Source organism: Streptomyces spongiae, assembly GCF_009377185.1.
GTDB classification, from domain to species: domain Bacteria; phylum Actinomycetota; class Actinomycetes; order Streptomycetales; family Streptomycetaceae; genus Streptomyces; species Streptomyces spongiae.
The window spans coordinates 1-13,513 of the sequence record NZ_VJZC01000255.1 but is presented as its reverse complement, the minus strand read 5'-3'; the positions used below and the strand labels follow the sequence as shown (position 1 = coordinate 13,513).

Below are 13,513 nucleotides of genomic sequence, written 5' to 3'. Positions count from 1 at the left end.
CCGTTGGACAGGGGGCTGCGGCCGCCGTCGCGCATGGGCAGTGCATCGACCGTGCATGGGCCGTCCATGGCCCGCCTGCTCGCCGCGGTGCGCATTTGCCGGGTTTACATCCACCGTGAGTTGTTCGCGGCACCTGCGAGATGCGTCACGGTCCGGGTGAAAAGCCCGGACCGTGGTGTCTACTGGAACGCATGCCTGAGCACGTGTCGATCCTTCATCTGTTGGGCGCGGCCGCCCTCGCGGTGGCGGCGGTCATCTGGGTCGCCATGCTGGTCCGGGTCATGCGCCGAGACCTTCCCGTGCACCGACGGCAGTTCGCGGCCCTGTCCCGCCGCGGCGGGATCCTGCGGGGCCTGCCCCACCAGCGCCACTCCGCCCCGCACATCGAGCAGGTCGAACTGACCCCCGCGGAACGCGACGCCTTCGCCGTCCTCGTACGACGGCTCAGCGACGGCCGCCCCTGACCGTCCCGCGGTCATCCATGGGCCGGGCTGGAGGTCAGCCACAGCTCGCCGCCCGGCGCTCCATCGCGTCCCGGGCCGCATCCTCCGACGCGTAGACCTCGCACATGTGACGCCCGTCCGGCGTCGCCGTGTGCTCGACCTCCCACAGAGAGATCTCCTGGCCGTCGCTCAGTAAGAACGCGTGCTCGTACAGCGAGAAGTTCGGCCCCGCGCGGCCGGTGCGGCCCGGACGGCCGAACGCCTGGGTGATCTCGTGCGCGAAGGCCGTCCGCAGCAGCAGCGTGGCGAGCTCGTCCCCCGGCGGGTCCGGGTTCTCCGCGCGCCGCAGCAGCCGCCGGGCGTGGTCGGCCGAGTCGTCCGGCACGTACTCGTGGCGGGGCTCGGGGGCCGGCGCCAGGTCCACCATGACGGGCAGCTCGAACTCCGGTGTGTCCGACGGCAACGGCAGCCGCGCGGTGGCGGCCCGCAGCTCCTCCTCGTCCACGTACACCTCGTGCTGCGGATCGCGGCCCGGCGCCGTGTTGTGCACCAGCTCCCACAGCGTGAGCGCGCCGCCGTCGGCCAGCAGCCAGGTGTGCCGGTACGTCGACCGGTGCAGCCCCGCGCTGTAGTGCGCGGAGTGCAGCGAACTGTCGTGCGCGAGCGCGCAGTCGAGTCGCCGTATGGCCTCGTCGGGCAGCTCGAAGGAGTTCAGGGCACGACCGAGGAGTCGCGCGAGGTGCTCCTCCGGAGACTCGGGCGACTCGGGTTGTTCGTACGCTGCCGTCTCGTACGGAACGCTCAAGGTTTCTCCCGGCGTTGCTGCATGTCACCTTGTGGGTGCATACCGTAGCCCCTCGGTCGGACATCATGTCCGGGAACCGAGAAAACGTACGTCCGGAAAACGCGCGGGCCACGCGAATCGTTCCCGCGTGGCCCGCTGATCTGCCGAAGATCTTGGCGTCGTGTTCCTCAAAGAGCGCTCGTCAGGCTCCGGTTGGCCGTCACGTGGACGAGGACGTCACTCGCGGCGCCGCGGCTCAGGCGGCGCTGCCGGCCGTCCAGGCGCTCCAGGACATGTTCCAGCCGTTGAGGCCGTTGTCCGGGGCGACCGTCTTGTCGGGGGAGTTCTTGACCGTCACGACATCACCGATGAGCGAGTTGTCGTAGAACCACTTGGCGGGAGTGTCGCCCTGCGCGCCCTGCACGTCCTGGAGCCCGACACAGCCGTGACTGGTGCCCTGCCTGCCGAACGGCGGGTTGCCCTTGTTGTACCAGTAGTTGCCGTGGATGAAGGTGCCCGACGTCGTCAGCCGCATCGCGTGCGGCACGTCCGGGATGTCGTACTCACCGCCGAAGCCGACCGTGGTCCCGTTCATCCGCGTCTGCACGAACTTCTCGGAGATCACCATCTGCCCGTTGTACGTGGTGTTCTCCGGGGTGCCCGCGGAGATCGGGATCGTCCTGAGCGTCTTCCCGTCCCGCACGACCGTCATGGTCTGGGTGTTGACGTCGACCGTGGAGACCTGGGACCGCCCGACGGTGAAGCGGACCGTCTTGTCCTGCACGCCGTAGACGCCCTTGGCGCCCTCCACCCCGTCCAGGTCGATCTTCATCGTGACCTTGGAGCCGGCCTTCCAGTACTCCTCGGGCCGGAAGTCGAGCCGCTGCGTCCCGAACCAGTGCCCGACCACCTTCTGCCCGCTGCTCGACGTCACCGTGATGTGCGACTGAACGGCCTTCTTCTCGCTGATCGCCTTGTCGAACGTGAACGACACCGGCATCCCCACGCCGACGGTGCTCCCGTTGTCGGGCGTGTACGTCCCGATGAAGCTGTTGGCCGACGTGACGGTGGTGAAGATCGAGTTGGCGGCGGACGTGCGTCCCTCGGCGTTCTTCGCAACGGCCGAGATCTGGTACTTGGTGCCCCGCTCCAACTGCTCCTTCGGCTTCCACGCCTTCCCGTCCGCGGACAGCGTCCCGGGCACGGCCTGCTTCGACTCCGCCACCGTCATCTTCACCTCGGTCAGCTTGCCGCCGCTGACCTTCACGCCGGTCGCGTTGATGGACGCACCCGTCGAACCGTCCTTCGCCGAGATCGTGATCCTCGCCGCGGAGTCCTCGGTGGAGGTCTTGTCGTTGTCGGCCTTGGCGCTGCCACCGCAGGCGGTGAGCGTGAGGGATCCGACCACCAGGACGGCGCAGGCCCCCAGCGCGCGTCGCACCCTTTTGTCCTGCGATGTCACGGGCTGCTCCATATTCTCGCTTCGTACGTGATCCGCTCCAGTACGAGGAGAGAGGGCCCCGGCCCATGGTGAGGTTCCGGCCGTCCCACCGCTGCGGCCGTCACGTGACAGAACCGGGACAATCGCCCTGGGGAGCCCGGAAGTTCCTCCTCTCAGAAGGGCCCTAGTTTCCGTACAGCTCTTCGTACGCCGGCCACACCCCGCCCGGCCCCTCCACCGACCCGGCCGCCCGCACCGCTCGGACGATCGCCCGCGTCACCGCGTCCGCGCCCGCCGCGAGTATCTCGTTCAGGGCGAGGGGGCCGTCCGAGGGCAGCGGGCGGGTGGCGGTGGACAGGGCGAACACCGAGTCGCCGTCGTTGAGGAGGTGCACCGGCCGTATGGCGCGGGCGAAGCCGTCGTGCGCCGTGCCCGCCAGCTTCTGCGCCTGGGCACGGGTGAGGTCGGCATCGGTGGCGACGACGGCGAGGGTCGTGTTCAGCGAGGGCGTGGTGTTCTTGGCGCTGGTCTCCGCGAGCCGCCGCCGTGCCGCCTCGTGGACCTCGGCCGCCGGGCACACCGTCCGGCCGCCTCCCTGCAGCAACTCCCCGTACAGCACCCCCGTTTCCGGATCCATCACCGACCCCGACGCGTTGGCGACCACCAGCGCGGCCACCGTGACGCCCGAGGCGAGCACCACGCTCGCCGTGCCGACGCCGCCTTTCATCTGCCCGACCGTCGCCCCGGTACCGGCACCCACACTGCCCTCCTCGATCGCCGCGCCCGGTTCGCTCGCGGCGGCCGCCTCCACAGCGGCCCGCCCGGTGGCCGCGTCCGGCCTGGCACGGAAGTCACCGCTCCGGCCCAGGTCGAACACACACGCCGCGGGCACGACCGGCACGACATGCGCCGGACCGGGGCCCACCCGCACCCCGCGTCCCCGCTCCTCCAGCCAGGCGATCACCCCCGACGCCGAGTCCAGTCCGTACGCGCTGCCCCCGGTCAGTACGACCGCCTCGACCTTCTGCACCACGTTCCGCGGATCGAGCGCGTCCGTCTCCTTGGTCCCCGGACCACCGCCGCGTACGTCCACGGCCGCCACCGCCCCGCCCTCCGGGGCCAGCACGACCGTCGTCCCCGTGAGCCAGCCGTCGCCGATCCGGGTGGCGTGCCCGACCCGCAGCCCCACAACATCTGTCAAAGCGTCAACTGTCATGGACCCAGTCTGATCCGGCACGGCCCACTCCGCCTCACCGGGCCTGTGCCACCGCTCTCTCCTCTCCCGCCCCCCTCCGCTCTCGCCTCTCCCGCCCCCCTCCGCGTCGTGAGCGTCACCCCGGTGGCGACGGCCAGCGCCGCGACGAGGCCGGCCGCGAACACCGCCCAGTCCGCCAGGAACGTGCACGCGATCACTGCCAGCGCGGTGGTGGGTAGTACGGCCTGCTGGGCGATCCCCACCTTGAGGCCCGCCAGATCGCGAAGAAGACCATCGCGTAGTCGAGGATGCCCTCGCCCGCGTGGTTCTCCGCCACCGCGTGGACCAGCTGAGCGCCCGCCTGGGCGATCGCCACCACGAAGCACAGGTCGAAGAAGAGCTCGAGCGGCGACGCGACCCGGTGCTCCTCGCCGCGCCCCCGCGCGGTCACCCTCGCAGGGTGCCACGGGCGGCGGGAGGAGGAGCGGAGTCCGGAGCCGAACCGGCAGAACTGGATGTCATGGGCAAATCACAACAGAAAACCCCGAAAGCCTCTCGCGGAGGAGCGTACCGCCGAGTGGGCCCTCACAGACGCCGTGCCCACCGGTGGCGCCCGGGCCCTCACGGACGCGGTGCCCACCCGTGGCTCCCGGGGCCCGCCCGCCCGTGGGCACGTACCCTGGGGCCATGAGTACCGCTTCCGCACCCGAACCGCGCGAGCCGGCGAAGGCCGCGCTGGTCTTCGACGACCCGCTCGACCAGCAGTCGTCGGACGACACGGACCGCGGGTGGGGCGAGCGGTCCTCGGACGGCGGCGGTGTCGCCGACCTGAAGCGTTTCCTCGACGAGAAGCCGCCCCACCATCTCTGAGCGCGGTCCGTGAACCGCTCTGCTCGCGCTACTCGCGGTCGTGCCCCGAGCCGCGCTGGGCGACCAGGGCGTCGCGGATCTCCTTCAGGACCTCCAGCTCGCTCACCTCGATGACCTCCTGCGTGCCCTCCTTGGCCTTGCGGCGGGCCTCCTGCCGGGCGAGGTACTTGGCCATCGGCAGCACCATCAGGAAGTAGACGACGGCCGCCGTGATGACGAAGGTGATCGTCGCTCCCAGGACGGAGCCCCACAGGATGCGGACTCCCGTCGCGGTGTCGCCGCTGCCCGTGCAGGGGTCCTTGAGGCAGTAGCTGTAGTGATCGAGGTTCTTGGTCCCGATCGCTCCCACCACGGGGCTGATGATGCCCTTCACCACCGCGTTCACGATGTTGGTGAAGGCCGCGCCGATGACCACGGCGACCGCCAGGTCGACGACGTTCCCCCGCATCAGGAAGGCCTTGAAGCCCTCCCAGAGGTTCGGCTCCTTCTTCTCGCTCACCTCGACGCCCCTCCGCGCACGTTGTGGAACAAACGACTCCGCAACTTACGGCACGGTGTCCCGGGCCTGTCCAGCGGCACCTCTGGAGCGACAGACGTGACCGGCGCTCGCCCGTGCCCTTCGTCAAGGCCGGCACAGCGTCACCGCCAGCCGTGAGGTCGCGCCCGCGCCCGCCAGCCGTGCCGCCGCGGTCCGGGGCACGGACAGGACCACCAGTGCCCCGCTCTCGCTGACGCTCGCCTCCGGCACCCTCGTCACCCGCGCCGCGCGCGCGACCACCCGGGCGTCGCCGCCGCCCGTCGCCGACCCCTCGGCCGCGATCACGTCGACCCGGTCGCCGGGCCGCAGCAGCCCTACCGCGTCACCGTCGGCGATACGCACCGGCGCCGCCACCATCTCGACGGCACGCTGCCGCTCCGGCACGGCCTCGGCCACCGGATGACCGCGGGGTCGCTGGGCGCCTGGGCCCGGCTCCGCCTCCCGCGGGCCGGCCGCCACCAGCGCCGTCGCGGTGACGGCCAGCCCGGCGGCCACGGCCCGCCTCCTGCACCGCACCAGCCGCCGCAACCGGTAGCGGGCACCGCCCACCCGCAACGGAGCGAAGTGCGGGACCTCACAGGTCGGGGGAGCACCGGAGCCGGGCGACGAGGTCAGGGAAGAGAGGGAGGGAGAGGACGAGAGGGAGGAAGGGGAAGAGATCGGGAGGGACATGAGGCCACCACCTGCTGCGTGAGATCGGCTTGCGGTCCCACGATGAGGCTTCGCGGCAGAGTTCGCAGACGCCCGTGGACAACCCACGAGCTGTGGAAAACTCCCTCACCCGAACGTGAGGTTCCGCCGACCGGATCTCCCGGTGGAAGTCACGGCATCGCGAACCCCGGGTCCATCCCGCCCAGCGCCGTCGTGCACAGGCAGTCCCGCTTCTCGTTCGGCGGAAGCGCGGCGACCGCGTCGAACAGGACGCCCCGCAGCCGGTCGACGTTCGCGGCGAACACCTGGAGCACCTCCTCGTGCGAGACGCCCTCGCCGGTGTCAGCGCCAGCGTCGAGGTCGGTGACGAGGTTCAACGACGTGTAGCAGAGCTCCAGTTCACGGGCGAGCGCGGCCTCGGGATGGCCCGTCATGCCGACCGCGGACCAGCCCTGCGCCTGATGCCAGAGCGACTCGGCGCGCGTGGAGAACCGCGGCCCCTCTATGACCACCAGCGTGCCGCCGTCCACCGGTTCCCAGTCCCGCCCGCGGGCCGCCTCCAGCGCGACCTTGCGGCCGGTGGGGCAGTACGGGTCGGCCAGCGACACGTGCACCACGTTCGGGACGCCACCACCGGACAGCGGCAGCCCGTCGAAGTACGTCTGCGCCCGCGCCTTCGTACGGTCCACCAGCTGGTCCGGCACGAGCAGCGTGCCCGGCCCGTACTCCGGCCGCAGTCCGCCCACCGCGCAGGGCCCCAGCACCTGGCGTGCCCCGACCGACCGCAGCGCCCACAGGTTGGCGCGGTAGTTGATGCGGTGCGGCGGCAGGTGGTGGCCGCGCCCGTGGCGGGGGAGGAAGGCGACCCGCCGTCCCGCGACCTCGCCGAGGAAGAGGGAGTCGCTGGGCGGCCCGTACGGGGTGTCGACCTGTATCTCGGTCACGTCGTCGAGGAAGGAGTAGAAGCCCGAACCGCCGATGACACCGATCTCAGCGATCTCAGCGATCTCAGCGTTTTCCGTGTTCGCCATGCCCGCACCCTAACCGGGGCCGGAAACGCCGAAGACCCTGCCGCCGTAGGACGACAGGGCTCCGGAGCGGGTGCTACGCCGCCGAGCTGCTGCTGGAGGAGGAAGAACCCGAGGACGACGAGGACGACGAACTCGACGACGACTTCGAGCCGGACGACGACTTCGAGTCCGAGGAGGACTTCGAATCCGACGAGGACTTCGAGTCCGACGACGTCGAAGACTTGGAGGACGACGCCGTGCTGCTGCTCGACGACGAACCACGGCTGTCGTTCCGGTAGAAGCCGGAGCCCTTGAAGACGATGCCGACCGCGGAGAACACCTTCTTCAGGCGGCCACTGCAGCTGGGGCACTCGGTCAGGGCGTCGTCGGTGAACTTCTGCACCGCTTCGAGGCCCTCACCGCACTCGGTGCACTGGTACTGGTACGTCGGCACTGGTCTTCCTCCTGGCACTCTCACTCGATGAGTGCTAACGACGGTCTATAGTGACGTATTCCTGCGGCTCAGTCCACTGCCACCTGCGCGCGGTGACCGACACCACGTGCGACGGTGCGGGTCCGGGGCCGCGTCGAGAGCCGTGAGCGCAGTGCCACCAGCGTCGCCAGCGCCAGTGCCGTACCCGCCATCGGCACCAGGAATCCGGCGCCGTCCCAGAGGCGGTCCTCCAACTGTCCGGCGGCCGTGACCGCGGCGGCCTGACCGAGCGCGACCGCCCCGGTCAGCCAGGTGAAGGCCTCCGTGCGGGCGGTCGTCGGCACCAGGGAGTCGACCAGCGTGTACCCGGTGATCAGAGCGGGCGCGACGCACATGCCGACCAGCAGGCCGAGACCGGCGAGGATCACCACGGAGTGCGCCGTCCACAGGCCCGAGGCGGTCAGAGCGAGGCCCGCGTACGCGACGACCAGCCGCCGCTGAGGGGCCGCCCTCCAGGCGATCGCGCCGCAGACGAGGCCGGAGAGCATGTTGCCCGCCGCGAAGACGCCGTACAGGACGCCGTTCAGGCCGGGCTCGCCGATCGACTCGGAGAACGCCGTGAGCGAGACCTGCATGCCGCCGAAGACGGAGCCGATCCCCAGGAAGGTCACGATCAGAACGCGCACCCCGGGGACCCGCAGCGCCGAAACGTGCTCCACGCGTGCGTGCCCGTCGAGAACGGGAGCGGGCTGCGTGCCCCTCCGGGCCGCGAAGAGCAGACCGCCGACCAGGGTGAGGGCGGCCTCCGTCACCAGTCCGGCCGCCGGGTCCACGGCCGTGCACAGAGCGGTAGCCACCAGCGGGCCGAGCACGAAGGTCAGCTCGTCCGTGACGGACTCGAAGGCCGCCGCGGTCGTCATCAGGGGCGTTCCCTGGAGCTTCACGCCCCAGCGGGCGCGCACCATGGGACCTATCTGCGGCACCGAGGCACCGGTGGGCACGGCGGCGGCGAAGAGCGCCCACAAGGGGGCGTCCGCCAGTGCGAGCGCCGTCAAGGAGAGGCCCGCCAGCGCGTGCAGGACGACGCCGGGCACCAGCACGGCCCGCTGCCCGTGGCGGTCGGCCAGACGCCCGCTGTACGGGGCGAACAGCGCCATGGAGACACCGGTCACGGCGGCCACGGCACCGGCCGCCCCGTACGAGCCGGTGGTGTGCCGCACCAGCAGCACGATGGAGATGGTCAGCATCGCGAACGGCTGGCGCGCCGCGAAGCCGGGGAGCAGGAACGTCCAGGCGCCGCGCGTGCGCAGCAGCTGCCCGTAGCTTGGGCGGGACGGACGGGACGACGTCGAGGTGACCGTGGAAGCCACGGCCCATGCCTTTCTGCCACCTGGTAGTACGCGCCCGTGCGGGGGGCGCACCGAGAGCTGTCCTCTTGCGCGGAACTGCGGTAGATACCGGGCCCGCGGTGAGGGTGTTCCGGCCGCCATACGGTCGCGCCAGCTCTGCGTCAGGCAGAGGTGGTTCGATCAGGTGCGCCTGCATTCTACAGAGGCGGTGCCTAACGGTTCGTCGTACCGTTCCCCGTCCCCAGCCAGCCCGCCAGTTTGCCGCCCATGCCGACCGCGCGCAGACGCCGTTCCGCCGCGTCCCGGACGGGATCCGTGGCCACCACGAGCAGTTCGTCACCGCGTCGCAGCACCGTGGTGGGCAGGGGGACGAACGACGTGCCGTCCCGGACGACGAGCGTGACGGCCGCGCCGGCGGGGAGCCGCAGTTCGTGGACCTCGACGCCGTGCATCTTCGAGCCCTCGGGGATCGCCACGGACAGCAGGTGCCCGCGCAGCCGCTCCAGGGGCGCCGACTCGATGCCGAGGTCGGCGGCCTCCTGGTCGCCGCCCACGCGCAGTTTCCGGGCCACCCAGGGCAGCGTGGGGCCCTGGACGAGGGTGTAGACGACCACGAGCACGAAGACGATGTTGAAGATGCGGCGGCTCGCCTCGACCTCGTTCACCATGGGGATGGTGGCCAGGATGATGGGCACCGCGCCGCGCAGCCCGGCCCAGGACAGCAGGGTCTGCTCGGGCCACGGCACCCGGAACGGCAGCAGGGCGACGATGACGCTCACCGGCCGGGCCACCATGGTCAGCACCAGGCCGATGACGATCGCGGGCACGATGTCGTCGCCCATCTCGTGCGGGGTCACGAGCAGGCCGAGCAGGACGAACATGCCGATCTGGGCGATCCAGCCGACGCCTTCGGCGAAGCCGCGCGTGGCGGGCCAGTGCGGCAGCTTGGAGTTGCCGAGGACCATGGAGGCCAGGTAGACGGCGAGGAAGCCGCTGCCGTGGGCGAGCGCCCCGGCCGCGTACGCCGCGACGGCGATGGCCATCACGGCGATCGGGTAGAGACCGGAGGCGGGCAGGGCCACGTGCCGCAGCCCGTACGCGCCGAGCCAGCCCACCGCGATGCCGATGGCCGCGCCGATGGCCAGCTCCATGGCTATCTTCCCGAGCAGCACGTACCAGTGCTCCACCGGACCGGCCATGGAGAAGGAGACGACGAGGATGACCACCGGGGCGTCGTTGAAGCCGGATTCGGCCTCCAGGACACCGTTTATGCGCGAGGGGAGGGGGATTTTCCGCAGGACCGAGAAGACCGCCGCCGCGTCCGTGGACGAAACCACCGCGCCGATGATCAGCGCCTGCCGCCACTCCAGCCCGATCAGGTAGTGCGCGCCCGCGGCCGTCACGCCGACGCTCACCGCGACACCGACCAGCGCGAGCGAGCTCGCGGCCGGGAGGGCTGGTTTGATCTCCTTCCACTTCGTGCCGAGACCGCCCTCCGCGAGGATCACGACGAGGGCCGCGTAGCCGATGACCTGGGTCATCTCGGCGTTGTTGAAGTGGATGTCACCGATGCCGTCCTGGCCCATGGCGACGCCGATGCCCAGGTAGACGAGCAGGCTGGGGAGCCCGCTGCGCGAGGAGATCCGCACCGCTGCCACCGCGACGAGCAGAACGACCGAGCTTACGAGCAGGAGCTGGTTGAGGTGGTGGACAGTCAGCGGCTGGTCCCTTCTCGCGGGTCCGGGCAGATGGATTCGAGCACGTGGAGGCGGTCGTCGGCACGCTCATCCATGCGAGTACTTCGTTACCTTACCTAACTCTTGACGTTTTCTTGACACTCCAGGGTGCAAGATCGAACGTCCGTACGTGCCGGTTGCCGACTCCGCGTCAAGTCGTGTCGGACCCTGCGCCTATGGTTGCTCCTGCGCTCAGTTAAAAGCACAGCCCGGCCTGCCGCTCGCATTAGGACAGCAAGGACAGCGATGCCCACCGACACCACCGCCTCTTCCGGTCAGAAGCCCGGCAAGTCCGGCAGGAAGAAGGGGCGCAGAGCCCGCCTGCTCCTGATCGTCCTGGTCCTGGCCCTCATCGGAGGCGTCGGCTTCGGGGGGTACTGGTCGATCAGCACCGTACGTGCCTCGTTCCCGCAGACCAAGGGATCGACCACGCTGGAGGGCCTGTCCGGACCAGTCGATGTCCAGCGTGACGGCTACGGCATCCCGCAGATCTACGCCTCCACCGACGAGGACCTGTTCATGGCGCAGGGCTACGTCCAGGCGCAGGACAGGTTCTACGAGATGGACGTGCGCCGCCACATGACCGCGGGCCGCCTGTCCGAGATGTTCGGCAAGAGCCAGGTCGACAACGACGCGTTCCTGCGCACCCTGGGCTGGGACGAGGTGGCGCAGAAGGAATACGACACCAAGCTGTCGGCCGGGACGAAGAAGTACCTCCAGGCCTACGCCAAGGGCGTCAACGCCTACCTGCGCGGCAAGGACGGCAAGGACATCTCCCTGGAGTACGCGGCCCTCGGCTTCAGCAACGACTACAAGCCCGAGGAGTGGACCCCGGTCGACTCGATCGCGTGGCTGAAGGCGATGGCCTGGGACCTGCGCGGCAACATGCAGGACGAGATCGACCGCGCCCTGATGACCAACCGCCTGGGCCCGAAGCAGATCGAGGAACTGTACCCGCAGTACCCGTACAACCGGAACAAGACGATCGTCCAGGAGGGCCAGTACGACGAGGTCACCCGTACCTGGACTCAAGGGTCGCAGGACTCCGGCACCTCCGCGCAGAACAGCGCCGGTACGGGCGGCACCGGGACCGTCGCAGGGGCGTCCGGCGACTCCGCGGCCGTCCAGACGCAGCTGTCGGGTCTCTACAAGGTGCTGGAGAACGTGCCCGATGCCGTCGGCGTGAACGGCAACGGCATCGGCTCCAACTCCTGGGTCGTCTCCGGCGCCCACACGATCACCGGCAAACCGCTGCTGGCCAACGACCCGCACCTGTCGGCCTCCTTGCCGTCCGTCTGGTACCAGATGGGTCTGCACTGCAAGTCGATCTCCGACAAGTGCCAGTACGACGTCTCCGGCTACACGTTCGCCGGCATGCCCGGAGTGATAATCGGCCACAACCAGAACATCTCCTGGGGCATGACCAACTCCGGCGTCGACGTCACGGACCTGTACCTGGAGAAGCTCACCGGCAACGGCTACGAGTACGACGGCAAGGTGCGCTCCTTCAGCACCCGCAGGGAGACCATCGAGGTCGCGGGCGGTACGGCCAAGAAGATCGTCGTCCGCTCGACCAACAACGGCCCCCTCCTGTCGGACCGGGACGACGAGCTGGTGAACGTCGGCAAGGAGGCCGCCGTCGACAGCGCCGCCCCCGACCGGGGCGACGGCTACGGCATAGCGCTGCGCTGGACCGCGCTGGAGCCGGGCACCTCCATGGACGCCGTGTTCGCCATGAACAAGGCCAAGGACTGGGACAGCTTCCGCAAGGCCGCCGCCCTGCTCGACGCGCCCTCGCAGAACCTGATCTACGCCGACACCCAGGACAACATCGGCTACCAGCTGCCGGGCAAGATCCCGGTCCGGGGCGAGGGCGACGGCTCGCTCCCCTCGCCGGGCTGGGACCCCAAGTACCGCTGGACCGGCTACATCGACCGGGACGAGCTGCCGTACGAGTACAACCCGAAGCGCGGCTACATCGTCACCGCCAACCAGGCCGTCGTCGACAAGGACAAGTACCCCTACACGCTCACCACGGACTGGGGCTACGGCACGCGCAGCCAGCGGATCGCCGACCTGATCGAGTCGAAGATCAAGGGCGGCGGCAAGGTCTCGACCGAGGACATGCGCCAGATGCAGCTGGACAACAGCAGCGAGATCGCGCGGCTGCTGGTGCCCAAGCTGCTGAAGATCGACATCGAGGACAAGAGTGTCCGGGAGGCGCAGAAGCTGCTGGAGGGCTGGGACTACACCCAGGACCCCGACTCGGCGGCGGCCGCGTACTTCAACGCGGTCTGGCGCAACATCCTCAAGCTCGCCTTCGGCAACAAGATGCCCAGGGAACTGCGGGTCAAGGGCCAGTGCCTGTGGGTCAAGCCGACCGACAACAACGGCCCGGCCGACGAGGTGACGGAGGTCCGCGAGTGCGGTCAGCGCGACGCGGACCAGGCACAGCCGGACGGCGGCGACCGCTGGTTCGAGGTGGTCCGCAGGATCATCGACGACGAGGACAACGACTGGTGGAAGGCGCCCGGTACGCGCACCGAGAAGCCCGCCAAGACCCGTGACCAGCTGTTCAAGAGGGCCATGGACGACGCCCGCTGGGAGCTGACCGCCAAGCTCGGCAAGGACATCGACACCTGGAGCTGGGGCCGGCTGCACCGCCTGTTCCTGAAGAACCAGACCATGGGCACCGAGGGCCCCGGCTTCCTGCAGTACATGCTCAACCGCGGCCCCTGGAAGCTCGGCGGCGGCGAGGCCACGGTCAACGCGACCGGCTGGAACGCGGCGGGCGGCTACAACGTCGTCTGGGTGCCCTCGATGCGGATGGTGGTCAACCTCGGCAACCTGGACAAGTCCAAGTGGATCAACCTCAGCGGTGCCTCCGGGCACGCCTACAACGCCCACTACACCGACCAGACGGACAAGTGGGCCAAGGGTGAGCTGCTGACCTGGTCCTTCTCGAAGAAGGCGGTCGACGCGAGCACGAGCGACACGCTGCTGCTGAAACCGTGACCGTCTGACGGATCCAGATGAAAAGGGGCCCTCCACGCGCGCGTGGAG

12 protein-coding genes and 1 pseudogene are annotated in these 13,513 nt (G+C 69.8%); 3 read left to right on the top strand and 10 right to left on the bottom strand.

Annotated elements, in window-relative coordinates; genetic code table 11:
• The first annotated feature begins 191 nt into the window (after positions 1-191).
• On the top strand, positions 192-464 hold the full coding sequence (locus tag FNH08_RS28440) for a hypothetical protein (protein WP_152774388.1): 273 nt from the start codon (positions 192-194) through the stop codon (positions 462-464).
• 34 nt (positions 465-498) lie between these two features.
• Here the strand turns inward: FNH08_RS28440 and FNH08_RS28435 are convergent, their stop codons facing one another.
• From FNH08_RS28435 to FNH08_RS28415, 4 genes and pseudogenes are all read right to left on the bottom strand, one after another.
• Positions 499-1,248 carry a DUF6227 family protein gene (locus tag FNH08_RS28435; RefSeq protein WP_152774387.1) on the bottom strand — a complete coding sequence of 250 codons (750 nt, stop codon included), beginning with the start codon at positions 1,246-1,248 and terminating at the stop codon, positions 499-501.
• 235 nt (positions 1,249-1,483) lie between these two features.
• Positions 1,484-2,701, bottom strand: a complete 1,218-nt coding sequence (locus FNH08_RS28430) for a L,D-transpeptidase (protein WP_152774386.1) — start codon at positions 2,699-2,701, stop codon at positions 1,484-1,486.
• Positions 2,702-2,852: 151 nt separating this feature from the next.
• Complete coding sequence (locus tag FNH08_RS28425) at positions 2,853-3,884, bottom strand: P1 family peptidase (RefSeq protein ID WP_152774385.1); 1,032 nt, start codon at positions 3,882-3,884, stop codon at positions 2,853-2,855.
• A gap of 247 nt (positions 3,885-4,131) precedes the next feature.
• A pseudogene (locus FNH08_RS28415) lies at positions 4,132-4,385 on the bottom strand (low temperature requirement protein A); the annotation flags it as partial.
• 165 nt (positions 4,386-4,550) lie between these two features.
• Here FNH08_RS28415 and FNH08_RS28410 point away from each other — a divergent pair.
• Positions 4,551-4,733: a hypothetical protein gene (locus tag FNH08_RS28410; protein ID WP_152774384.1), complete on the top strand. Its 183-nt coding sequence runs from the start codon at positions 4,551-4,553 to the stop codon at positions 4,731-4,733.
• 28 nt (positions 4,734-4,761) lie between these two features.
• On the opposite strand, the gene mscL is transcribed toward FNH08_RS28410, so the two are convergent.
• From mscL to FNH08_RS28380, 6 genes are all read right to left on the bottom strand, one after another.
• Positions 4,762-5,232: a large conductance mechanosensitive channel protein MscL gene (gene mscL, locus FNH08_RS28405; RefSeq protein ID WP_322725616.1), complete on the bottom strand. Its 471-nt coding sequence runs from the start codon at positions 5,230-5,232 to the stop codon at positions 4,762-4,764.
• A gap of 123 nt (positions 5,233-5,355) precedes the next feature.
• Positions 5,356-5,943 (bottom strand): hypothetical protein, encoded by a 588-nt coding sequence (locus FNH08_RS28400; protein WP_152774383.1) that lies wholly within the window; start codon positions 5,941-5,943, stop codon positions 5,356-5,358.
• A 149-nt stretch (positions 5,944-6,092) separates the two neighbouring features.
• Positions 6,093-6,953 (bottom strand): S-methyl-5'-thioadenosine phosphorylase, encoded by an 861-nt coding sequence (locus tag FNH08_RS28395; RefSeq protein ID WP_152774382.1) that lies wholly within the window; start codon positions 6,951-6,953, stop codon positions 6,093-6,095.
• A gap of 73 nt (positions 6,954-7,026) precedes the next feature.
• A complete protein-coding gene (locus FNH08_RS28390) occupies positions 7,027-7,386 on the bottom strand; it encodes an FmdB family zinc ribbon protein (protein ID WP_322725612.1) in 360 nt (119 codons plus the stop codon).
• 68 nt (positions 7,387-7,454) lie between these two features.
• Positions 7,455-8,735, bottom strand: coding sequence for an MFS transporter (locus tag FNH08_RS28385; protein ID WP_322725611.1), 1,281 nt, complete (start codon positions 8,733-8,735; stop codon positions 7,455-7,457).
• A gap of 191 nt (positions 8,736-8,926) precedes the next feature.
• Positions 8,927-10,462: a potassium/proton antiporter gene (locus FNH08_RS28380; protein ID WP_152774380.1), complete on the bottom strand. Its 1,536-nt coding sequence runs from the start codon at positions 10,460-10,462 to the stop codon at positions 8,927-8,929.
• Positions 10,463-10,696: 234 nt separating this feature from the next.
• Between FNH08_RS28380 and FNH08_RS28375 the strand changes: the two genes are divergently transcribed.
• On the top strand, positions 10,697-13,465 hold the full coding sequence (locus FNH08_RS28375; RefSeq protein ID WP_152774379.1) for a penicillin acylase family protein: 2,769 nt from the start codon (positions 10,697-10,699) through the stop codon (positions 13,463-13,465).
• The last annotated feature ends 48 nt before the right edge of the window (positions 13,466-13,513 follow it).